The following is a 23,660-nucleotide window of genomic DNA, read 5'->3' as shown; positions in this document are numbered from 1 at the left end:
TAAAGTAAACACAATTTAACGAAGCGCATACCTTGTATTTGTATGTGTCCTCGTTATAATCTAGGTGAACTGCGAAGGAGATGACAATGTGACAAAACGAGTACGCGTAGGTGTCATCTTTGGCGGTCGCTCCGGCGAACACGAGGTTTCGGTCAACTCCGCCAAATCTGTGATGCAAGCATTGGACAAGACAAAATATGAACTGGTACCTATTGCAATCGATAAAAACGGCCGTTGGTTGACTGGAGAATCGTATTTGCAACTTCGAGACGCAGAGGCACAGAGCTCATACGATGCGTCACTCGGCGAGTCAAAGGAAGCTTCGACTGAGTTGTCTGGACAGACAACCCCGGAAGTCCTGAAGAGTGAATCCGGCCTTGTACCTAACCACGTCATTAATGCGATTGACGTAGTATTTCCTGTTTTGCACGGGTCCTACGGAGAAGACGGTACCATTCAAGGAATGCTTGAAATGATGAATCTTCCTTACGTAGGAGCCGGTGTACTTGCTTCAGCGGTGGGCATGGATAAGGTGTTTATGAAACGTTCATTTTCAGCTTTCGATTTGCCGCAGGTTCAATATACATCGTACAGCCGAAAGGCATGGGAGAACAACCCCGACGAAGTCATGGATGATGTCGAAAAAGCCATTGGTTATCCGTGTTTCGTAAAGCCGGCAAACCTGGGTTCGAGCGTGGGAATTTCCAAAGCAAAAGACAGGAACACTCTGAAAAGGGCTCTTAACTTGGCCGTTGCTTATGACCGCAAAGTTGTTGTCGAACAAGGGCTGGACGCACGTGAGATTGAAGTTGCCGTTCTCGGCAATGACAACCCAGAGGCTTCTGTTCCAGGAGAGGTCACACCTTCGAACGAATTTTATGACTATCGAGCAAAGTATGTTGACGGAGATTCGGTTCTGACCATCCCTGCTCCGCTCACACCAGAGCAGACCGAGGAGATTCGAACTCTTGCCGTCCGTGCTTTCCAGGCCGTTGACGGTTCGGGTCTCGGTCGAGTGGATTTCTTTGTGGAGAGGACGACCGGAGCTATCTATGTCAACGAGATTAATACGATGCCCGGTTTTACAGAAATCAGTATGTACCCTAAACTGTGGCAAGCAACCGGCGTACCCTATCCAAAATTGATTGAGCGCTTGATTGATTTTGCTATAGAGAGATATCAAGAGAAAGAGAAGATTAAGACAGATTTCTCATTGGGTGAGTAAGATGAAAAAAACGAGGCTCATGCACGCTTTTCGTTTCGTCACGAAACAGTTGATTCGCTTGCTCGCGGCCTTTGTCGTCTTAACCGCAGCTCTCTTCGCGGGATGCTATGTGTATTTTGTCCACGTGCAACCCATGAAGCCTATCATTGAACATGCGGTTCAAGCCCGGATAGCCAAGTACCATATTCAGCCGCTCACCTATAAAGAAATTCCGAAGTTCTTTCGTGATGCTGTGATTTCTACGGAAGACCGGAGGTTTCAAACCGACCCAGGCATTGACCCCATCGGTATTGCACGGTCTCTTTTTGTTGATATTCAGAAAGACGGCTATGTGGAAGGGGGCTCCACCATAACGCAGCAGCTTGTCGATAATACGATTTTAAATCATAAGAAAACTATTCGGCGAAAAGTCTTGCAGATGCTTGACGCCATTGGCATCTACGACACCATGTCGAAAAAGCAGACATTTCAGGATTATGTCAATGTGATTTACTATGGTAACGGTGCGTACGGACTCAAGAACGCGGCGAAGACTTATTTCGGCAAAAGTGTGAATCAGTTAAGCAAAGGGGAGCTTTCTATGCTGGCTGGGCTCCCGAATTCTCCTTTCTACTATGACCCTTTTCACCATTACCGGTTAGCCCGAGCAAGACAAAAAATTGTCCTTGAAAATATGGAAGATGCCGGGCGCTTGTCAAAGCAGAAAGCAAAACAAGTATTTCAGGAACCTATCCAACTTGTTACGCAGAAGGGCTAGTACCATTGCCGGATGTTTACCAACGCAAGCGGCGGGGTCAGGCAGCTAACGCGGACCCCGCTTCACGCCGGCCAAAAGCGTCTACAACGTACAACTTGCGTGATCCATCTCACTGTTCCTTATCCATCTTGCGGGCAGTTTTTCGCTTTCTGGAGGAATTGTTATGACTAAACGAGCACTCGTCATTCTTCTGTCAGGGGCTGCACTGCTTCTCCTGGCAGTGACTTTTGAGGTACATGCTGCAATAACGCGGCCAAGGGCAAAGATTGGGCAGGTTGCACCGGCCTTTTCGTCAATGACTGTTTCGGGAAAGAACTTTTCTTTTCCCATAGGTCAGAAGGAGCCTGTTCTTTTGGACTTCTTCGCTACTTGGTGTGGTCCCTGCCAGCAGGAAATGCCTGCATTAAATCGCTTTGCGCAAGCATCGCGGGGCAAGGTGAAGGTTGTGATGATAGACCGGGGTGACAGCAAGGTCATGATTCGCAGGTTTATAAAAAAGTACGGCGTTGCAAGCGAAATTACAGTCCTGTACAACCAGCCGGACAAACTCTCCCAAATCTACGAAGTCAGCGGGCAACCAGAAGCCGTTTTCATCAATCAGAACGGTAAAGTCTTATACCATACAGAGGGGCCTCTGCGAGAGTCTGAGTTGCTTCAATGGGCTCACGAAACAGGAACTTCTCCGTCATATAGCAATTAGTCCGGCTCAACCGGTATCCAAGAGGTTACTCTACTCCAACAGGTCTCCGCTGCCCAAAGTCAGTTGTCTCGCTCTAACCAGTCTGGCAGCGCATCGTATAGGGCATCCAGTTCCTGGTTCATTTGACGGACCCAATTTTCTGTCCGCGCCAGTTCGGCTCCGGCCTGACTAAACAGCTTCTGGTGATCCCGCAATACCTCCAGCCCGAGCATCACTTTCCACGCCCCATCTGCTACCAAATCCAGACCAAAACGAGCATCTGCAAGTTCGTATCTATCAGCCTGAAAGACATCGTCCTCAGTTTCGTAAGCGGGTGTATTGGTGCTGCTCAACCCCGTTTGATGTTCCTGTTCCATCGCTTTGTGCCTCCCTTATTCACTCAAGCACATTCCATTCTCTGTCCGCGCATCTTTTTGGAACGCACGTTTGCGCCGCTGCGTCTCAGGTCGCGAGGAGTCGCGAGGCTGGCGTTGACAGTGATGTTCATATCGACTCCTCCTCATGTTCAATGCAATGGTGTCTGATTTTGCTTGGGCCTGTGCCCGGGTCTTCGTAGAATGTCTCCAAAACCGGGCTCCTGCCCTTGTTTATCAGCACATGCAGCGCATAGTCTGACGTCAGAAGCCGGCTTGCGAGGAACGTTTGAGGAACCGCGGTGATACCCATTCGGCGAGTGCATCTATCGCGGCCGGAACGAGTTGCAGTCTGGAGAATGAAAGGAGTCCCTAACATGACGCACACTTTGAAGTACAGGGAGAAGAATGATGAAGACGACCTCTTTGTTATCGAAATTGCCAAGGCAGAAATGGACAAGGTTTTACTTGAGGCGTGGGGACGACCTGTCGATCCGGCAGAAATCCTAGATGTTCCCGGTGCTCAGCTATCTATTATCGAGGATGAATCGAATCAAAAAATTGGCTTCTACTCCATTTTACGTCCTGACGACTGTTTGTACTTAAACACCCTTGTTATAGCCGAATCTTCCCAAGGACAGGGCTGCGGTCAAACCGTGATGACGCATCTTGAGGACATTGCGCAGCGGGAGAACCGAACAGCCTTGGAGCTTTCTGTCCAGACGACAAATCAGCGGGCCATTCAATTTTACAACAAGCTAGGATTTGAAGATGTGGGTTGGTCTTTTTATAGAACGATACTTATGAGGAAAATAATTGCTTCGTCGTAGTGAATACTTCTTCAGGAGGTAACGAATAATGAGCTTGGTTAAACGATGAGTCACCAGACTGTTTTTGATGAATTGATGACCGGATGTCGGTGAAGGAGGAGGAGAGCTCTTATGACTGTCGGATCACAGGTAAAGCAAACCTTAGCGAGCCTGAAAGGTGCCCAAGCAAACTTTGAAACATTTGCCCTCCAGACACAAAATCAGCAAGCAAAGCAGATGTATCAGGATGCAGCGACACAGACGCAAACTATCGTACAGCAGCTTGAACAACGAGTCACTCAAATGGAGCAGGAAGAGCCCCAATATAAAAATGTCTAAACGATGGTTGTGCAGGGGGAAGGCCCTTCCCCCTGCAGCTTTTGTCCTGTCGTCTCACGAAATGCATAATTGTATCTATATAGCTCACGAAAAGCTACACAAGCTGCTTAAGACAGATTCATGGCTTCTGCTTCAGACCACCATTTTGGTGGAACTGCTGACCTGAGGTCCTTCATTGCAAGTTTGAGCCAACGATGTCGCATGTGTTGCCAATGCCGGGAAGCGTCAAGCCAAGCAACGTGTTCCTGCGGTACACTGATGGTCTTGAGTGCCTCGTCTGCTTTGGCTTGGTGCTTTTTTGCTTCCAGCATACATCTCGCGGCAACAACTACGAGAACCTTTTCTTGCTCCCGCGTCTTGGCACCTACCATTAACCTTTGCAAATTTCCTGCGGCCGTGTTTTGATGATAGCTAGTTTCATAGTTCTCTTTGTGCAGTGCTTGTAAATGCGGATTGTCTTTAAATGCAGGAAGATACTTCATTTCTGTTGTCAGAGAGCAAAAAACCTGTTCTGCGTAAATACAATGTGACATGTTTTGGAAAACATGTTCGAATAGTGTGTAGGCAATCGCCACGGTCTCATCCCCCCTTTGCCCGTTTGTTTGACTGACCGCTAATCAGGGCTGTCGCCCTATGTATATGGATTTTTGTCTGGGTGTGTGTCTCTACATTTGTCTCTTCTTCTGCTACCATGAAACAGACTTGTAAACGAGGTGACTTAGTATGAAGAGCGAAGGGACACTGGCGTCACTTCAAGTAGGGTTGCCATTGGACTACCCCTTGACCCTGCACAGACGGCATCAAGACATGAACTCGACCTGGCGCACAGGATTCGTGAAAGAATCTGTCACTGACCGGAGATTCGTCTCGGAGCTTCAAATTGAGGGTGATGGTCAAGCCGATACTCTTCATCATGGAGGGAAGGATAAGGCAGTCCTCGTTTACGCGGGCTCCCACTACCCGAATTGGAAAAATGAATTGGCAACAGAGTTGGCTAGGCAAGGAAACTCCAATTTTGAAAATGGAGCATTTGGGGAGAACTTCACGGTCACGGAATGGTCTGAAGAAACGATGTGCATCGGGGATGTGCTAGCAGTCGGTACAGCGACTGTACAAGTGTGCCAGCCACGCGTTCCATGCTGGAAAATATCTGAGCGCTGGGGTATTCCGGACTTGTTGGATCGAGTTGTAAAGACGGGTCGAACAGGTTGGTATCTGCGCGTTTTGCAACAAGGATTTGTTCAAGCGGGAGATTCGATGCGCTTGATAGACCGCACACATGAAATGGTGACCATTCGACTGGTAAACGACGTGATTCATAACCGGATTGTGGACAAAGCTGTCATGATGGACATCGCACTGTTGCCGGAACTGGCGGATGCTTGTCGAAAAGGAATTGAACAACGTCTTGGGTCGGTGGAGGCACCGTAATATGTAGGTCATTCCTTACAGCAAGCCCCAAAGCTGGCGGCTGATGAGAAGCAGTGTAACGGCAATAAAAATTGGCCGTACATAGCGGGCACCTTTACGAATTGCCAACTGTGAACCGACTACCGCGCCCGCCATCATGGATACAGCCATCACAATGCCGTATTCATAGTTGATGGTACGGAGACCGGCGAATGTCACGAGAGCACCAATATTGCTGGCGAAATTCAGTACTTTCGCATTACCGGACGCTTCGACGAAGTCAAACCCGGTGAAGATAAAGGCGAACACGAGAAACGCCCCGGTTCCTGGACCAAAAAAACCGTCGTAAAATCCTATAATTAGTGCAACACTCACAACAATGACTCCGACTTTTCTGGTCATTCCGGAGTAAGTGGAGGCAAGTCCCACATTGGGCTTGAACACTGTATAGGCGGTCACACCTATCAACATGACTATTACCATGGGTCTTAGAAATCCGGTCGGCAAATAGTGCACTAGCTCCGCTCCTCCGACAGAGCCAACCAGGGATAAAGGAATCAGGTATTTGACAAGATGAAGGTGAACCTTTTTCGATTTCAGAAACGACAGAGTGCTGGTCAGTGCTGAGGCTGTACCGCCAAGCTTGTTTGTACCAATTGCCACTGCTGGTGGAAGACCGGTTAGGAGAAGGGCAGGCAAAGAGATTAATCCTCCACCTCCTACAGTCGAGTCGACAAATGATGCCAAGAAACCGGAAATGACAAGAAATATAATCGTGCCCAGGGCAATATGGTGCATATTGGCCTCCTTGATTTAGCATTCATGCCAATCCGAGCATAGCGCACGCCATGTATTTGAGCAATCCTGAAATATGGAGGATAACATGAGAAGATGGAAACTGCTTGCATTAGACATTGACGGAACCACCATTGTACGAGGAAAGAGACTGTCATACCGAAATCGGGAATCCATTTTGAGAGCACAGCACGAGGGGTTGTACGTAACTTTCGCTACAGGTCGTCATCGAAAAGGAATGGTCAGTGAGATTGTAGATGAACTGCATATTCAGGTTCCCTTTGTAACGCTAAACGGAGGAGAAGTATGGACGCCGGACGGAACTCTGTTGAGCAGGCGTACAATTTCATCAAGTGACGTAAAGTTCCTGTACTCATTGGCGCAGAAGTATGGCGTTTCGTGTTGGGGTTCAACAACGGAAATGCCGGTCAATGAAGATGCATTTCCGCGACCGCTGGAATCTAAGTCATGGGTAAAGTTTGGATACCATACGGATAACTTTGAGGCACTCCGAAAGCTGTGGGGTGAGTTGGAAGCGCAGGATAAATTCTCCCTGTCCAATTCAGACCCGTATAACATAGAAGTGAACGCTCAGTACGTCAACAAGGGAGCGGGACTCGAGAACGTTGTGAAACACCTGGGTATTACTGCTGGTGACTCAGTGGTCATGGGTGACAGTCTGAACGATGTTCCGATGTTTCATTGGGCAGGTATGAGCATAGCCGTGGGCAATGCTCAACAACCAGTAAAGGATGCCGCTGCACATATCACATTGACTTGCGAAGAAGACGCGGTAAGTTATGTGATTGAGCGCATTTTAGGGTCCGAGTGGTAGCAGCAAACGGAATTAAAACGGCTTCTATCCTTTTTGATGTGTCCTTCCAAATATCCCCTTGCGTCGCGCGTAGATGTAAGCGACGACAAGGAAGTATAGGGTTGTTGTCAGCCAAATCCCCGTTTTTGCGTACGCTGACAAAACAGGTTCAGTAAAGACCAGTTTTGCACCAATCCAAAAAAGAACCACGGACCCCAAATAGAGAATAAAGTCGAACCTGTCGAGGAATGACGAGAGAAGATGACTTCCAAAAAACACGAAGGCTGAGGTCACGACTACCCCGGCCCAGGCTGTCCACACATGGCCGTGTGACACCCCCACCAGGGCTGCAGCGTTTTCGAAGCTCATCATCAGGTTACCGGTCGTTATCTTCCCAATAACAGGTAATAAAGTCTGGTGCTTTGTTGCATGTTCGACTTTGTCTCCCTCTTGATTATTGAGAAGTTGAAGCGCCATAAAGCAAATAAATAAGCCAAACAGAGACTGCAAGATTTTTATTCTAAATAGGTAGGAGATGGCAAACAGGAGAATTAACTGCGCTATGTCAGAAAGCAGATAACTCCACATCAATGCGCGCAGGCGATGTTTCTTTTTGGCAGCATTGGTTAATACCGCAATCATCAAGGCGTTGTCACTGCTCAAGAGCAGATTAGTAACTGCCACTTTCCAAAATGCAGAAATCACGAATTACCCACTCCTGATAGAATCATTTCCACCCATCATCGGTGCCATGTTCCATTTAGAATCGTTCAAACCATGTGGAATAGTCCAAATGAGTATTGTACCTTTAGTTGAGCCACGCTATCCTTACCACAGACTTTCCCAAAATCCACGGACTTATGCCATTTTGTGCAGTATTACTCTACTGTTGCCCCTCACTGTTGTTCGTGTATACTAACTGTGTGGATTTGGTTCACAAAACTGTCACGAAGACAGGTTGAAAAAGTTGACCTTGTAAGTCAAGATTAGAGTATTGGTACATTAGAGTATTCGTAAGAGTATGCGTACAGATGAACAAGACATTGAAGGTACGCTCATTGAAGGTACTCTCTTAGATAAAAAGATACTTTTTTAGATAAAACAGGTTTCCATAGCGGACACTTGTCTGAACCAGGGGAAGAAGGGACTGCATCTTATGGCGAACTCAGCCGTACCGGACATGCAACAGGTAAGGCGGCAGGGCTGGAAACGATTCATACTTATGCTGGCGGCATTCGGTCCAGGTCTTATGGTGATGTTGGCTGATACGGACGCTGGGAGCGTCATTACTGCTGCTCAATCTGGAGCGCAGTGGGGATACAAAATGATATTGCCTCAGTTGATTCTCATTCCTATTCTCTACCTTGTGCAGGAAGTGACCCTGCGTCTGGGAATTGTCACAGGTAAAGGACATGGTGAACTGATTCGTGAGGGGTTTGGTCTGAAATGGGCCATTCTTTCCGTTCTGACACTCTTTGTGGCATCTGTTGGAGCCTTGGTAACCGAATTTGCAGGTCTTGCCGGAGTGAGTGAACTGTTTGGTGTTCCTGGTTGGATTACAGTCTCTGCAGCAACACTGTTTCTCATTGCGCTTGGTCTTTCAGGGAGTTACAAGCGGGTGGAACGTGTGGGAATAGCAGTCGGTTTACTGGAACTTCTTTTCATTCCAGCGGCCTTTATGGCACATCCTCATCTGCCAGATTTAATCTCGGGAGTTCGCTCCATCCCCATTCATAATGCCAATTACATGTTTCTGTTGGCTGCCAATGTTGGTGCGGTTATTATGCCTTGGATGGTGTTTTACCAACAGGGAGCTGTGATTGATAAGAAACTGGGTCCGCAGCACCTGCGCACAGCGAAGTCAGATACATTAATTGGTTCGGTCGTCACACAAATCATCATGATTGCGGTAGTCATCGCGACTGCAGCAACACTGGGAATGTCACATCCAGGTCAATCCCTCAATGATGTACAGCAAATCGCACAAGCACTTGTCCCATTCATGGGAGTGGCTGGTGCCAAAGTCGTGTTTGGTCTTGGAATGGTTGGTGCAAGTTTTATTGCAGCTTTGGTGGTCTCAGTGGCTGGAGCTTGGGGCATCGGCGAGGCCTTTGGGTTCAACCACAGTCTTAACCACCGTTTTAAGGATGCGAAAGTGTTCTATTCTATTTATACGCTTGCTCATGTTGGAGGAGCTCTGCTTGTCATCTTCAGTGTAAACCTGATTCAATTGAATATTGATGTGGAAGTCATGAATGCTATGCTGCTGCCAATTGTGCTCGGATTTCTGCTGGCATTGGAGGCGAAAGTACTGCCAACAGAGTGGCGCATGAAGGGTGCGTATAAGTATACGGTATGGACTGTGTCTGGACTGGTTATGCTGTTCGGCTTATACATGGCGCTGACTACCTTATAGAGACAACCTAGCAAGAGGCAACGTAGCAAGAGACAGCCTAGCAAGTGTCCGCGCTCCAGCGAAGCGGTGCGCGGCGCCGATTAAATTCGAGATCGTGACACATTCTAAATCCCCTCCCCAAGCCGTTATTTAGAAATAAATTTCATCATTCCACTATACTAGACAAGCCCATAAAGCCCCACTAATGGAATACTATGAAACAAATCTGTGGTTCATTTCGTCTAATAATTAGAATACGTATTCAGAGAAGAGATATAGATAAGAGTTGCAGAACAACAGTTATTGAGACTTGGGAGCACAGCACTGATGAGAAACGCGGTCCGGTAAGGGGGATGGGGGCGTGCAGAGAAAAGGTGTGCGCAGGCTGGTGTTAAGCTTGGCTATTGTATTACCGTTATTGGGTGTAAGTGGGATTCTATCTATAGTTGTTCGTCATTCACAACAGCGTGTTGTAACGTCCACCAGAAAACTACGGAAAACTTGGAAACGTGATGAGGAGGCAGGGGTACCTGGACAAGAACTGCTTCCCCTCCAGCAAAACTTAAAAAAACTCACTAGCCGCCGGCTTGGATTCATTCCGGCAACGTGGTTCGCCACTTATGATGGTACGACGGGATCGCTGCAGAATCTGCGCGGACAGACGTCGACTCTGTGGACAAAGACGATGAAGAGCACAAAGCAGCAGGCTGAAACTGCGTTGAAAGCATTGGAAAAGACAATGGGCTCGTTTTCCGCAACAGAGCATCAAGCCAGATTGCAGGCTCTAAAGCAAGCAACCACACCCAACGCGTACAGGCAACTGACACAGGCGTGGAAGCAAAAGAAGCAATCCTGGACGGCGACAGTAGCAAAGCTGAAGCATGTCAGCGGCGGATACAGTGACGGGCATCCATCGGATGTCTTCAAAGAAGTAAAAACACTTACAAGCATGTTAAAAAGCGCTCCCAATACTAAGAAGGTGAAGAGTGCGCGAGTTACGGTGACGGATATTAAAAAATACTTTGCGCAGTCACCGCAGGTACAGCTCAAGGAGCATGCCGAGGTGTTGAAACAACTTAAGAATGCAATTCACAATGTACATGTAGCTGACGTCATGCGCTATCAGGAGGAGGCTGGTGCAAATCCCTTTGGTAAGCCGTTTACAAACTACTTGAGAACGCGCCAGAGTCAGGTTTCAGTGGCAATTTTCAATGCCAAGACCGGAAAGACCCTCACCTATCATCCCTCGCAACGCTATGATACTGCCAGTATTGTAAAAGCAACGATTATGGCAGACCTACTCTATCAGTCCCAGAAAAATCACAAACCCCTTTCCAAAGAAGAACAGTCTTTAATGACGCCAATGATTGAAGTCAGCAGTAATCAAGCAGCTTCAAAGCTGTGGAATACTGCCGGGGCTGCGCGTGGAATTGGACAGTTTGTCCACTCAGTAGGCATGAATCACACAACGCCCGGACAAAACGGTTACTGGGGTCTGACAACAACTACGGCCCTTGATGAGGTCGACCTGATGAAGCTTTTTGCATTTCCCAATCATGTACTGGATTACACGAGTCGACAATACGGACTGTCACTGATGCGCCATGTCGTGGGTTGGGAGGACTGGGGAGTCTCTACCGGCGCCAAGGGCAAGGTTGTGGTAGCTTTAAAGAACGGTTGGGTGCCAACAGCAAAAAGTCACTGGCATGTAAACAGCATTGGCTTTATTGACGGTGACGGCAGAGACTACGTAATCGCCGTCATGAGCGAAGAGAACCCGAGTGAACAATATGGGATTCAGACAGTAGACAAAGTATCCCAAATGATTTGGGAGGCAATGGGTTAATCACAGGTGTCCGTCGAAATACAATTGCAAATTCCACTACAAGGGTGCTCTTATTTCAAGCACCCTTTCTGGAGTTTAGAGCGGTAAACTGTTAAAATATCAGAATAATCCTTTTTCAGAGAATAGACGAGAAGAGTTTACAATGATTTGCTAGGTCCTTTTTGGTACACACAATATGTCTGAGTGGAGGAGAATGTATGACGAATAGTTCAATGTTACACCGAGATATTCGATTGCTAGGCAATCTGCTCGGTCAAGTGCTGATTGCTCAATGCGGGCAGGAGGTCTTTGACAAGGTAGAAGAGATTCGAGCAGCAGCGAAAATCCTTCGCAATGAAGAAACAAATGCTAGTATCGGTGATTTCGAAAAGCTGATTGAGAGCGTTCCTGCTGAGCAACGAAGGCAGGTTATCAGGGCGTTCTCATTGTACTTTGAGTTGGTGAATATTGCAGAGCAGAACCATCGAATTCGACGTCGCCGTGAATATGAAATTGAATTTGAACGGAGTGAAGGAGGACTTCCGCCGAGGGGTACCATTGGAAATGCATTGACACGGCTCAAACAGCAAGGTTTTGTTGCGGAAGACCTGAATCAACTTCTGGAAAACGTGGGCTTGGAGTTGATATTGACTGCTCATCCGACCGAAGCCATGAGAAGAACAGTATTAAACAAACATCACCAAATCGCGAAAATTCTACAACATTTTGACGATCCGCTTTTGACAATACGCGAACGTCGAAAACTAGAACAGGATTTGCGCGCTGAGATAGTTGGCTTATGGCAAACAAGTCCGGTTCGTAAGCAAAAAATCACTGTTTTGGATGAAGTCCGAAACGGCTTGTATTTCCTTGATGAAATTCTATTTGACGTCCTGCCCGCGGTTCATATCGAACTGGAACAGCAGTTGGCTAACCACTACCCTGAACAGGACTGGCATGTTCCTTCACTTATCCGGTTTGGTTCATGGATGGGAGGAGACAGGGACGGCAATCCGTCTGTCACTTCAAACCTTACCTTTGATACACTGGTTTTACACTTCGATTTAGCAATGAATAAGTATAAGGAACGCGTTTCACAACTATATCAGGACCTCAGTCAGTCCCACCGTCTCACCGGTGCCAGTGACGAGTTGCTTGACTCGTTGCAGCTTTCTGAAGTTCCGGATGAACCATATCGTGAAAAGGTACAGCAGGTTTTAAATGCATTGGAAGCAACGTATAATCGCTACCACGGCAGAAATGTGGCAGACAGCGCTAGAGTCTACAATGGTCCAGGTGGCTTTGCAGAAGATATTCGAATGATTGAACAATCTCTTCTCAATCACGGCGGGTCCTATGTGGCAGAGGCAAAAGTCCGTCCGCTGTTGCGCCAGATTGAATTGTTTGGATTTCACATGGCAACCCTGGATATTCGACAGCACAGTGAAGTCCACGAAAATGCAATTGATGAATGGATGCACCGGGTCCAACTGCCTTCGTATAAGAGTCAATCTGAGGCTGAGAAGATTCAAACTCTGACTAGGCTCTTGGAAGATGCACGACCGGTTATCAGTCCATTTACGGAAGTCACACCCGAGAGCAAGGAAACCTTGGACGTGTTCCATACCGTCCGCACGGGACAGAACTTATTTGGACCACAAGCGATTCAGAATTATCTCATCTCAATGACGCGAGGAACCAGTGATCTTCTCGAAGTACTGCTGCTTTGCAAACAGGCTGGTCTCTTTGAATGGAAAAACGAGACAGAAGTGGAGAGCCGCTTAAATGTCGTGCCATTGTTTGAGACCATCGAGGACTTGCGAGCTGCTCCTGGGGTTGTCGATGAGCTGTTCTCCAACTCTGTCTACCGAAAGCATCTTGAGGCAAGAGGTAACCTTCAGGAAATTATGCTTGGCTATTCAGACAGCAATAAGGACGGGGGCTATTTGACTGCCAACTGGGAACTGTACAAATCGCAAAAGGCCATTGTTGAGGTGGCAAAGGGTTACGGTATTCATCTGAAGTTCTTTCACGGTCGCGGCGGGGCCTTCGGCCGCGGTGGTGGACCGCTCTGGAGAAGTATTCTGGCACAACCTCCCGAAGCCCTGCGGGGTCCGGTAAAGATAACAGAACAGGGCGAGGTTATATCGCAGCGCTATGGGTATCCGGAGATTGCAATGAGATCGCTTGAATCGGCAGTTTCAGCACTCTTTATTGGGGCCACGAACACTCAGACTGACAGGATGCGCGAGACAGAACGGCAATGGTCTAAGGTCTTGGAAACCGCTTCTGAGTCGTCGTTTCAGGCATACCACAACTTTGTCTATGACAACCCTGACTTTCTCCCGTATTTTCATCAAGCGACGCCAATTGAAGAGATTGGGAAATTAAATATCGGATCGCGTCCGTCAAAACGCAAAAACTCTCCTCAAATCGAAGAACTTCGGGCTATTCCCTGGGTATTCTCTTGGACGCAGAATCGGCACCTTCTGCCAGCTTGGTACGGCTTTGGCATGGCCCTCGACAAAGCGGCACAGGAGGACGGCGCCGACAAAGAGATGTTCGGTCGGATGTACCGCCACTGGCCTTTCTTTAAGTCATTAATCGACAATTTGCAAATGGCTTTGGCGAAAGCAGATATGATGATTGCCCCGCTGTACAAACGGCTGGTGCAAGATGAAGGAATGGCCGAGAGAGTGTTCTCGTCAGTCGAGGAAGAATACGAACGTACGAAGCAATGGGTATTGCAAATGACAGGCCAGTCACAACTGTTGGCCAATTCAGATGTGATTCGGGAATCGATTCGTCTTCGTAATCCCTACGTCGATCCGCTTTCATTCATGCAGGTTCTTCTGCTGGAGGAGATGCGAAAGAATGGTTCCGCACAGGGACAACCGAACGCCCAAAAAGACTCAGCAGAGGATCCGGGCACTAACCCGCAGACACAAGACAGCACACAGAATAATGAACTGCAGGAAGTGTTGCTGACCATCAACGGAATTGCGTCCGGGCTCCGCAACACTGGTTGATACGTTAGTTAGTCAGTTAGCCAGTTAGTCAGTTAGTCAGTTAGTCAGTTAGTCAGTTAGTCAGTTAGTCAGTACGTTGATTTGGTGCCATGTTGGCACATTCGTACGTTGATACGCATCCGTCTCCCTGCAGCACAATCAGCGTGCTCCTCGTCTCCATCAGACGAGGAGCACGTTTTGTGTTGTTGTGTGCTGTTACGAATGGCAGTCAAATTGGTTGATGCCAGATCCGTTATCTCGAACCAAGACGGATACATGGAAATTAAGTTGACGTCTTACACGTCAGCCTATATACGGCTTTGTTTGAGCATGTGTTAGACTTACACCGTAGACTACTGTGTCGTATTTGGCATGGCGACGGGAGGCGTTTTTCTTGACATATTTCGTGCTGGGGAGTGTAGCGGGTTTTCTTGCTGTGGCCCTAGGTGCATTCGGGGCACACGCACTCCGAGACAAAATACCGGAAGACCGCTTGGCAGTGTACCAGACCGGTGTCCAATACCAGATGTATCACGCATTTGCTCTTGTAGTGGTTGGAATTCTTATGAGGATGGGACATTCGGCGGCTCTCAGTTGGGCCGGAATGCTGTTTACCGCAGGTATAGTTCTATTCTCTGGCAGCCTTTATACGCTGGCAGGAACCGGAATCAGAAAACTCGGTGCGATTACACCCATTGGCGGTCTGTGCTTTCTTGGAGGGTGGATTGCACTGCTGATCGGCGGAGGTAGTGTCCTGTAACGGCGACCTACCTTCTGGGCCGCTACGCCAAACCCCTGGCGGTGACACCTGGATTCAGACTTTTAAGGCTTCTGTCTGACAGCGTTTGTGCAGCACAGCTTGCCAAAAGTATATCAATGTCCTACATCTCCTGAATCGTTGCTAATCACCATATGCCGCGATGGTTTAGGGGATGTTACTATGTCTGGCCGTCATTCAGGACAACCTTGGTTCTGGCTCTAGGGTCTGACACTGAGGCTGCTAGGCGGTAGAGCGGTGAGGCTGGTTAGTGCCTCGAAAGATCCCTATTTCCGCAGTGCCGGTGCGATAGTGATCGCAAGGATCCCTAATGTCACCTTGGCCGAGGCATTAGTGTCATAAATGGACACTAACGTGGGGGAGGCACAATGGAAGGTTGGGGTTAGGGAGCAAAGGGATCACTATTTCGGAGGGCCTGCTGGTGATAGTTATCATGAACGAAGTCGGCTCCATGTCACAATTTCGTAGGTTAATTGGCAATACTGGATTTGTAAGAGAACCAGAAAACCAATCAGAGCTACATTGTGAAGGAGCCGATACTATGCAGGATAACACAAAATATGTTGGTTTAGACACGTCCAAAGATACGATTGCTATTGCTGTTGCCGACGCCGGCAGAGATGCACCAAGGTCATGGGGGGTTATTCCTAACACACCGGAAGCAATTCGAAAACTCATTCGGAAGTTGGGTCAACCTGAGGATTTGGATGTCTGTTATGAAGCGGGTCCCTTAGGATATGGACTCCAGAGAATGCTTACCCAAATGGGTGTAAAGTGTTCTGTTATCGCCCCGTCTCTCATTCCGTCACGACCTGGAGATCGAGTGAAGACAGACCGTCGAGATGCAATCAAGCTGGCACATCTACACCGAGCAGGGGAGCTCACAGCGGTATACGTCCCGAACGAAGACGATGAGGCACTGCGAGATCTAGTGCGCTGTAGAGAAGATGCAAAAGAGGACTTACTAAGAGCAAGACAGCGCATGAGTAAGTTTCTTCTTCGTCATGACTTAACATCCCCTGCCAAGATGACAAAGTGGAAGAGCAAATATATGGCTTGGCTACAGCAGTTAAAGTTTTCGAACCGAGCTCTACAACAGACACATCAAGAATATCTACATGCAATTATTGTAATTGCACAACGAATTGAACGCTTGGAAAAAGAAATTCACGAACTGGCTATGAAAAGCCCACACAAGCCAGTCATTCAAGCACTACAAACACTCCGTGGTGTAAAAGAGCTTACGGCAGTGACCTTAGTTGTAGAGGTTGGAGACTTCCGTCGCTTTACGACTGCCCGTCAATTCATGGGATATACAGGATTAATACCGAGTGAATCATCGAGCGGCCCTGTGCGACGTCAAGGGAAAGTTACAAAGACAGGAAATACCCACCTAAGAAGAGTACTCGTCGAAGCGGCTTGGAGCTATCGCTATAGACCTGCATTGAGGGGGGACATTCGAAAGCGACAGGAAGGGCAGTCCCCTTCTGTGCAAAGTATCTCTTGGAAAGCCCAGGACCGCTTACATCGTAAATACCTTCGATTGCTCTCTCGAGGTAAGCCTAGTACCAAAGCCATCGTTGCACTTGCCCGAGAGTTAGCTGGGTTCGTGTGGGCCATCTCTAAAGAAGAAATGAATTCAGTAGCTAGTAACTGAGTAAGTTGCCGTTGTCATAGCCCTGTGGGATAACCGTTTGAAGTGATATAAAGGCTTGAAGATTGGACTCGAAGGCAAAAGTGTAAAACCGTAGAGGAGAACCCACGCAGATCACTTGTTGCTACGTGGAGAGTCTTTCTCCACCGAACGCACGCCAATAGTTAGTCGGAAGCTCCTTGGACGGAGAGATACTATGTGGTAACCAACCCACGCATATCAGAATGCTCATCGTCGAGAAGTTTTTGCCTTCGAGTCGAGTCTTTCAGCTCAAGTGGCTTGACTTGGAGCCTCTGCAGCCGTGATGACTGCAGCCAAGGCAGCCTATATAAAGTACTTAATGGCCGCGGCAAATGAGCCTATCACGGCAGCCACTCCAATTCAAGCCACGCGGTACTTAGGTACTCGAACGGTGTAGTGTCATGGAGTCTAAGTTGTAGTTGACACCTTCGTTCATATCAGTGATCGAATCGATCACTATCATGTGGCGGATATCGAGATAAGGATCAACGGGATCACTAAGCAACGGCGCAGACACCCCCCACCCCCGTGTCCGTCGCAGCAACTGCCAAATTCATTCCATGATTAGGGTGTAACTTCAATTTCAGTTGATTAATGGAAGTTTTCCGCTCGTGTTCCCGTTTTGATCCCGTTGCTCGCCGGGGCCTCGCTGCCTGCGGTGGCTGGCGGGCCAGCCGGTGAGGCTGGTTAGTGCCTCGAAAGATCCCTATTGTCGGAGGGACGATGCCATTGTGATCCCAATGATCCTTAATGCCACCTTGCTCGTAGCATTAGTGTCATAAAAGGGCACTATTCTGGGGAGAGGCAGAGTGGAGCGCGGGTGATAAGGAGCAAAGGGATCACTATTTCGGAGGGCCTGCTGGTGATAGTGATCGAATCGATCACTATCATGTGGCGGATATCGAGCTAAGGATCAACGGGATCACTAACCAACGGCGCAGACGCCTGCACCCACTCTGCCCATCGCAACGCCTTCCAAATTCATCCTATTACAAGGGTATAACTTCAATATCAGTTGATTAATGGCAGTTTTCCGCTCGTGTTCCCGTTTTGATCCCGTTGCTCGCCGGGGCCTCGCTGCCTGCGGTGGCTGGCGGTAGGGCGGTGAGGCTGGTTAGTGCCTCGAAAGATCCCTATTTCCGCAGTGCCGGCGCGATAGAGATCGCAAGGATCCCTAATGCCACCTTGGCCGAGGCATTAGTGTCATAAATGGACATTAATTGGTGGGGCGTAGGGATCAACGGGATCCCTAACTAACCGCATCACGAACAAATTGGCTCAGACTGGACACTGCATGAGTGTTTTCATCATGGGGATGCTAGATTTATACCAATATTAGGAATTTCATTCATTTTAAGTGTATAAGGGGCAGTTTTCCGCTTACCTTTTTCGGCCGGTCCTGATCGATCTCGTTGGGTCTTCCGGCCACCGCTGCGGCGGGCGGGACGCTGCTAGGCTGTGAGCCTGGGACGCAGTTGAGGTTGTCGGCAGAGTGGTGCAAATGTGGTGTTAAGTGAGTATTTTTCCTCTTGCGGACTTTAACTAAATCTAGTAGCATATGGTTTGTTAGTAAAACGTTTTCGTAAAACGATATAGTTGATTTCGAAAGCGATTACTTTTCTATTACTTGAAATCAAGGGGGTTCAATACGTGAGGAATCGTCGATGGGGAATTGCGTTGTTGATTGGGATTGGGGTCGTCATCAACTATTTTGACCGGACTAATATTTCTGTGGCAACAAAACCACTTATGAGCGACTTTCATTTAACCGACGGACAAATGGGGATTTTGTTATCGTCATTCGGTTGGTCATATGCACTTCTGCAAATTCCAATTGGGACACTGCTTGATAAAGTCGGTGTGAAGTGGTTGATGCGGATTGGCACATTGCTGTGGTCTGCTGCCACACTGTTGACGGCGGTCGTGAGCGGAATGGGTTTTATCATTGTCGCCCGTGTTCTACTTGGGGCAGCGGAAGCACCCGCCTTTCCCGGTGCATCAAAGGCTACAGGTTACTGGTTCCCTCGGCAAGAAAGAGGACTGGCAACATCTGCATTTGATGCTGCAGCCAAGTTGTCAAATGTAATCGGTGTGCCGCTGGTCGCTTGGTCTGTAATGGAGTGGGGCTGGAGAGGCGGCTTTGTCGTCACAGGTATTTTGAGTTTCTTGTTTGCGATTGCCTACTGGATTTGGTATCGGGATCCGAAAGAAGACCGCAAGCTGACAAAAGCAGAATATGATTTCATTGTTGAAGGTGGAGCGCAAGAAACCGGAGAAGCACCAGGCGGTGTGATGCGTAACTTGGGTTATGTCTTGAAACAGCGAAAGGTTTGGGGGCTGACGATTGGATTTGCTGCCTATGGCTATTCGTTCTACCTGTTCCTGTCGTGGTTACCGGGATACTTGGAAAATCAGATGCACATGAGCGTGCTGAAATCTGGATGGTATACGGTTGTACCGTGGATTATCGCTACGCTGACCGACATCATCATTGGTGGATGGCTGGTTGATTACTTAATCAAGCGAGGGTTTAATCCAACCCGAGTCCGAAAAACCCTGCTCGTGATTGGAATGGTCCTCGGATTGTCTGTGGCAGGTGCTGCCTTTACCAACAATCCCAATGTTGCCATTATCTTTATTTCAATCGCTCTTGGCGGACTGGCTTTTTCAGCCCCCATTGGCTGGAGCATCCCGGCACTGATTGCTCCAAAAGGAACAGTGGGTACGGTGGGCAGTATTATGAACTTTGTCAACAACGTGATGGGAATTGCTGCTCCGATTGTAACAGGATTTATTGCTGGCGGAACGGGCTCCTTTGGACTTGGTTTTCTGGTTGCTGCAGTCGTCCTAGTCATTGGTATCTTGAGTTACTTGTTCTTGTTGCCTGATATGGAACAAATCAAGAGTCCGTCGTTTCATTAAATTGTGTTGTCCTGCAATCGACGGTTTGTTCTCTGAGCTGGATAGTATATTGTTAAATTAGATTCATGTCCTTTGGTCAACTGCCTACTGACAGCGGTTGACCTTTGGACTGAGATGAGGGTGTGGCACCTTTGACAGATAAATCTTGCATCTTGGGAATTGACATCGGAACCACTTCCGTCAAAGCCGTAGCGTTTGATATGAATAAAAATGTCCTGGTAAAGAACCGTGATGAGTTAAACCTAATTGTTGAATCAAATTATATGGCAGAGCAGGACCCCCATGAGGTTTACGAGAAATTGACGCTCGTAATGGAAAAAACGATTAGCGCTGCTGTCAGCCAAGGTCGTTCCATTGCAATGGTAGGGTTTAGTTCAGCGATGCACAGCCTCCTGCTGGTATCTTCTGACGGAACGCCGGTTGGGAATGCCATGACATGGATGGACGGCCGAGCTGCAAGAACTGCAAATGAAATTTGGAATACGAAAACAGGCAGAGAATTGTACTACCGTACAGGCACCCCCGTGCATGCGATGTCACCCATGGTGAAACTGGTATGGCTTCAGGATGTTATGCCATCAGAATTTCAGAGCACTGGCAAATTTGTTTCACTCAAAGAATGGGTTTGGTATCAGTGGTTTGGCGTCTGGGAAGTAGATGAATCTATCGCTAGTGCAACGGGACTATTAAATTTGCAGACCAGGCAATGGGATGAGCAAGCTTTGGAATTTGTGAAAGTGCGCACGAGTCAATTATCGCAAATTGTAAAGACGAAGTTTTCTCGGAGAGGGTGTCAAGAAGAACGACTTCTGGACGCTGGCTTAACGAAAAACACTCGCTTTGGTATCGGAGCTTCAGATGGCGTTTTGGCAAATCTGGGTGTGGGAGCAGTGCAATCGGGCAGCATCGCCTTGACAATGGGTACGAGTATAGCGGTTCGACTCCTCAGTGAGAAACCGCAAACCCATGAAGCCATTCGCTCTTTCTGTTACATCCTTGACGACAGCCGATTCGTCGTCGGGGGGCCGAGCAACAGCGGCGGTATCGTGCTTGATTGGATTTACAGCAATGTTGCTGTTAAGGACATGTCGATGACCCAAGCGATTGACGCTGCGAAGACAGTGAGTACGGACGGCTTGTACTGTTTGCCTTATGTGAGTGGAGAAAGATCTCCCTTATGGGATTCCGAAGCACGGGCGTCCTTTGTGGGTTTAACCCTTCAACACAACGGCCTGCACATGCTGAGAGCGGGAATTGAGGGAATTCTCTTTAACGCGTATTGGATTGCTTCCGAATTATTTGAACAAGTGGGCAAGCCCCATGTTTTGATTGCATCAGGAAAGCTGTTTGAAGTAGTGTGGGTACGGCAGTTGCTGGCAGACATTTTCGACATTCCTGTTCGTGTCAATTTCCTTTCCGATGCCTCGATACTCGGTGCCGTGGACCTGGCAGAACACAGCGACTGTCAAAGCGGGGCAGAAACGAAACAGTTGGAAGCGGAACGGCCAGTGCAAGAAGCGCTACAATCTGAGAACGTAAAAGAAGAAGTGTTCTTTCCCAAAAATCCGCTTCAATATAAACACAAGTACCAGCAATTTAGGAAGACTGCGGCGGCCTTCCAAGAGTTGAGCCGGGCATGGGACTTACGCCGGAAGTGAAGCACCTTAGGACAGGCGAGTTGAGTCACCCAGCATAATTTCCGAAGGAAACACAGCGACCTGTCGCCGTTTTAGACCCTTACTTGCTCGGAGTGCTTTTAGGATGGCTTCGCCGCTGAAGTGTCCAATTTCTGTGGTTGGCTGGCGCACGCATGTGAGGGGTGGTGTCGTGAGGCGCACCCAGTCTGGCTCATCAAATGTGGCTAAGCCAAAGTCGCGAGGGACGTTCCACTCTGCGTCGCGGATGAGCGGATAAAACGACAGCATAATTAACCCGTTGGCAGTGAAAATTGCCGCGGGTTTGTTTAAATTCAGACCTTGTATTTCCCCCAGTGCTCTCTTGAAGCTGTCAGACTCATCCTTGTTCACCCACACGACAATGGCTTCATGACCGGTCTCTCTACATGCGGATTCGTACCCCTTTAGTCGACCGTGGCGGGTACTGATACCTGCTATTGGTTCCGTCAGGTAAACGACAGTGTTGTATCCATTTTGAAACAGTGTGTGCGTCAACTTTCGGGATGCGTCTTCGTTGTCCGTTATCACATTGACTGTATGCGGAATATCAAACTGTCGGTCAATGATGATGACGGGCAGTTGCTTGGCAATCTCTCCTAATAAGTTGTTGTTATCTCCATTGGTCTGTACAATCATGCCCTCCACTTGCTGTGCCATTAGGGACTCCAGCAGACTTTGTTCGCGGGCAGCGTCGCCGCCTGTATCAGCTACCATCAAGCGGTAACCTGCCTCGTTCAGCATTGTGGAAAGACTTCGAATTACAGAGACACAAAATGGGTATGTAATATTGACTACAACAATCGCCACTGTCTTCGTCTTGTTGCCCTTTAGCCCTTGCGCTAGAATGTTCGGTTTGTAATTTAGCTCCTCAATGACGCGGGCGATTCGCTCTCTTGTCGCAGTACTCATGGATTCGTAACGTTTGTTTAGGAAACGTGATACAGTGGTGATAGACACATCTGCGGCTTTTGCTACATCTTGAATGGTGACTCGCTTTTCGCGCATAAGAAACCTCTCTCTTAGGGCACTTTAGCTCTCAACTGCCCCTTATCATAGCATAGAGGGACGAGCAGCCGCTGAAGCGAGTGGCCCGAATACGCTGTTGACAGTAGGCGTGATAGGATGGAATTCTAAGGAGGTTTTGCTATGAAGGCAGTTTTGTTAAAAGACTACGGAGATACGGACGTATTGTACATAGGAGAAACACCAGCCCCGGCTGCTGGAACCGGCGAGTTGCTGGTAAGAGTTCGAGCGACAGCGCTAAATCGCGCAGATCTGCTGCAACGACGGGGCTTTTACCCGCCGCCAAAAGGTTCTTCAGAAATTTTAGGCTTGGAAATGGCGGGAGAAGTAGCTGCCGTTGGCGAGGGTGTGTTGGATTTCGAACTGGGAGATAAGGTTTTTGGGCTGCTGCCAGGGGGCGGATATGCTGAATACGTAAAGATTCCTGCAGGTATGGCGATGCGGATGCCGGAGGGCATGGAATTCGAACAGGCCGCAGCAATTCCCGAAGTATTTCTGACTGCCTACTCCAATCTATACTGGCTTGGCGGTCTGAGAGCCGATAAACGCGTCCTGATTCACGCTGGTGCCAGTGGTGTTGGGACGGCCGCCATTCAGTTGGTGAGAGAAGCGGGGGCTGTGAGTTTCGTTACAGCGGGATCGAAGGGAAAATTAGAATACTGCTACGAACTGGGCGCTAAAGCAGGCTGGAATTATCACGACGGGGAATTTCTGCCCTTTGTCAAGGAACAGACGAACCAAGATGGAGTAGACTTGATCTTTGATTTCATCGGAGAGCCCTACTTTGAGCAGAATTTGAAAGCCTTGGCTGTGGACGGTCGGTTGGTTATCATTGGAACCCTGGGCGGAACCAATGTCAAGGATGTCAACTTGGGTATGCTGCTGGGGAGGCGGCTGCAGGTTATCGGGACGGCGTTGCGATCGCGAGCGGCAGAGGACAAAATTCGCCTCACACAGGAATTTGCTTCGTATGCCTTGTCCAAGTTTGAGAGCGGTCAGCTTAAGCCGATTGTGGATACCGTGTTCGAATGGAGTGAGGTAGCAAAGGCACATCAATTTATGGAAGACAATAAGAACACGGGGAAAATCGTGTTGCGAATCGGATGATATTTGGCGTGGCGATTGGCAAGGCATCGAAGAGTGGAGAGGAGAAGCG

The 23,660-nt window shown here is 48.4% G+C and carries 20 protein-coding genes; 15 read left to right on the top strand and 5 right to left on the bottom strand.

All coding sequences use genetic code 11. From position 1 onward, the window contains the following. The first annotated feature begins 88 nt into the window (after nucleotides 1-88). From GI364_RS19915 to GI364_RS19905, 3 genes are all read left to right on the top strand, one after another. Entirely contained in the window at nucleotides 89-1,225 is a 1,137-nt protein-coding gene (locus GI364_RS19915; RefSeq protein WP_198850935.1) for a D-alanine--D-alanine ligase, read from the top strand. A 1-nt stretch (nucleotide 1,226) separates the two neighbouring features. Next, nucleotides 1,227-1,982 (top strand): biosynthetic peptidoglycan transglycosylase, encoded by a 756-nt coding sequence (locus GI364_RS19910; RefSeq protein WP_233095888.1) that lies wholly within the window; start codon nucleotides 1,227-1,229, stop codon nucleotides 1,980-1,982. Nucleotides 1,983-2,145: 163 nt separating this feature from the next. Beyond that, the gene (locus tag GI364_RS19905; protein WP_198850934.1) at nucleotides 2,146-2,682 is read left to right on the top strand and encodes a TlpA family protein disulfide reductase; all 537 of its coding nucleotides are present in this window, start codon (nucleotides 2,146-2,148) and stop codon (nucleotides 2,680-2,682) included. 59 nt (nucleotides 2,683-2,741) lie between these two features. On the opposite strand, the gene GI364_RS19900 is transcribed toward GI364_RS19905, so the two are convergent. Continuing rightward, a complete protein-coding gene (locus GI364_RS19900; protein ID WP_198850933.1) occupies nucleotides 2,742-3,038 on the bottom strand; it encodes a hypothetical protein in 297 nt (98 codons plus the stop codon). A 374-nt stretch (nucleotides 3,039-3,412) separates the two neighbouring features. Between GI364_RS19900 and GI364_RS19895 the strand changes: the two genes are divergently transcribed. Beyond that, nucleotides 3,413-3,865 carry a GNAT family N-acetyltransferase gene (locus GI364_RS19895; RefSeq protein ID WP_198850932.1) on the top strand — a complete coding sequence of 151 codons (453 nt, stop codon included), beginning with the start codon at nucleotides 3,413-3,415 and terminating at the stop codon, nucleotides 3,863-3,865. Between the two features lie 111 nt (nucleotides 3,866-3,976). Continuing rightward, nucleotides 3,977-4,183 (top strand): DUF1657 domain-containing protein, encoded by a 207-nt coding sequence (locus tag GI364_RS19890; RefSeq protein WP_198850931.1) that lies wholly within the window; start codon nucleotides 3,977-3,979, stop codon nucleotides 4,181-4,183. A gap of 107 nt (nucleotides 4,184-4,290) precedes the next feature. Here the strand turns inward: GI364_RS19890 and GI364_RS19885 are convergent, their stop codons facing one another. Then, entirely contained in the window at nucleotides 4,291-4,758 is a 468-nt protein-coding gene (locus GI364_RS19885; protein ID WP_198850930.1) for a hypothetical protein, read from the bottom strand. A 148-nt stretch (nucleotides 4,759-4,906) separates the two neighbouring features. On the opposite strand from GI364_RS19885, the gene GI364_RS19880 reads away from it, so the two are divergent. After that, the gene (locus tag GI364_RS19880) at nucleotides 4,907-5,614 is read left to right on the top strand and encodes an MOSC domain-containing protein (RefSeq protein WP_198850929.1); all 708 of its coding nucleotides are present in this window, start codon (nucleotides 4,907-4,909) and stop codon (nucleotides 5,612-5,614) included. Between the two features lie 15 nt (nucleotides 5,615-5,629). Here GI364_RS19880 and GI364_RS19875 read toward each other — a convergent pair whose 3' ends face one another. Then, nucleotides 5,630-6,391, bottom strand: coding sequence for a TSUP family transporter (locus GI364_RS19875; protein WP_198850928.1), 762 nt, complete (start codon nucleotides 6,389-6,391; stop codon nucleotides 5,630-5,632). Between the two features lie 85 nt (nucleotides 6,392-6,476). On the opposite strand from GI364_RS19875, the gene GI364_RS19870 reads away from it, so the two are divergent. Beyond that, nucleotides 6,477-7,223: a Cof-type HAD-IIB family hydrolase gene (locus tag GI364_RS19870; RefSeq protein WP_198850927.1), complete on the top strand. Its 747-nt coding sequence runs from the start codon at nucleotides 6,477-6,479 to the stop codon at nucleotides 7,221-7,223. Nucleotides 7,224-7,247: 24 nt separating this feature from the next. Here GI364_RS19870 and GI364_RS19865 read toward each other — a convergent pair whose 3' ends face one another. Then, on the bottom strand, nucleotides 7,248-7,907 hold the full coding sequence (locus tag GI364_RS19865; protein WP_198850926.1) for a TerC family protein: 660 nt from the start codon (nucleotides 7,905-7,907) through the stop codon (nucleotides 7,248-7,250). A gap of 451 nt (nucleotides 7,908-8,358) precedes the next feature. Between GI364_RS19865 and GI364_RS19860 the strand changes: the two genes are divergently transcribed. From GI364_RS19860 to GI364_RS19830, 7 genes are all read left to right on the top strand, one after another. After that, entirely contained in the window at nucleotides 8,359-9,618 is a 1,260-nt protein-coding gene (locus GI364_RS19860) for an NRAMP family divalent metal transporter (protein WP_198850925.1), read from the top strand. Nucleotides 9,619-9,958: 340 nt separating this feature from the next. Next, entirely contained in the window at nucleotides 9,959-11,443 is a 1,485-nt protein-coding gene (locus GI364_RS19855) for a serine hydrolase (protein WP_198850924.1), read from the top strand. Between the two features lie 197 nt (nucleotides 11,444-11,640). Then, nucleotides 11,641-14,451, top strand: a complete 2,811-nt coding sequence (ppc, locus tag GI364_RS19850) for a phosphoenolpyruvate carboxylase (RefSeq protein ID WP_198850923.1) — start codon at nucleotides 11,641-11,643, stop codon at nucleotides 14,449-14,451. A gap of 373 nt (nucleotides 14,452-14,824) precedes the next feature. Beyond that, nucleotides 14,825-15,190 (top strand): DUF423 domain-containing protein, encoded by a 366-nt coding sequence (locus GI364_RS19845; RefSeq protein WP_198850922.1) that lies wholly within the window; start codon nucleotides 14,825-14,827, stop codon nucleotides 15,188-15,190. A 439-nt stretch (nucleotides 15,191-15,629) separates the two neighbouring features. After that, nucleotides 15,630-16,865, top strand: a complete 1,236-nt coding sequence (locus tag GI364_RS19840) for an IS110 family RNA-guided transposase (protein WP_233095887.1) — start codon at nucleotides 15,630-15,632, stop codon at nucleotides 16,863-16,865. A gap of 1,668 nt (nucleotides 16,866-18,533) precedes the next feature. Then, the gene (locus GI364_RS19835) at nucleotides 18,534-19,805 is read left to right on the top strand and encodes an MFS transporter (RefSeq protein WP_198850921.1); all 1,272 of its coding nucleotides are present in this window, start codon (nucleotides 18,534-18,536) and stop codon (nucleotides 19,803-19,805) included. A gap of 131 nt (nucleotides 19,806-19,936) precedes the next feature. Then, a complete protein-coding gene (locus tag GI364_RS19830; RefSeq protein ID WP_198850920.1) occupies nucleotides 19,937-21,463 on the top strand; it encodes a gluconokinase in 1,527 nt (508 codons plus the stop codon). A 6-nt stretch (nucleotides 21,464-21,469) separates the two neighbouring features. On the opposite strand, the gene GI364_RS19825 is transcribed toward GI364_RS19830, so the two are convergent. Next, the gene (locus tag GI364_RS19825) at nucleotides 21,470-22,486 is read right to left on the bottom strand and encodes a LacI family DNA-binding transcriptional regulator (RefSeq protein ID WP_198850919.1); all 1,017 of its coding nucleotides are present in this window, start codon (nucleotides 22,484-22,486) and stop codon (nucleotides 21,470-21,472) included. Nucleotides 22,487-22,627: 141 nt separating this feature from the next. Between GI364_RS19825 and GI364_RS19820 the strand changes: the two genes are divergently transcribed. Then, nucleotides 22,628-23,611: an NAD(P)H-quinone oxidoreductase gene (locus GI364_RS19820; RefSeq protein ID WP_198850918.1), complete on the top strand. Its 984-nt coding sequence runs from the start codon at nucleotides 22,628-22,630 to the stop codon at nucleotides 23,609-23,611. The last annotated feature ends 49 nt before the right edge of the window (nucleotides 23,612-23,660 follow it).

This window comes from Alicyclobacillus sp. SO9, from assembly GCF_016406125.1.
In the GTDB taxonomy this organism is placed as follows: domain Bacteria; phylum Bacillota; class Bacilli; order Alicyclobacillales; family Alicyclobacillaceae; genus SO9.
This window is presented reverse-complemented; position numbering and strand designations above follow the sequence as displayed.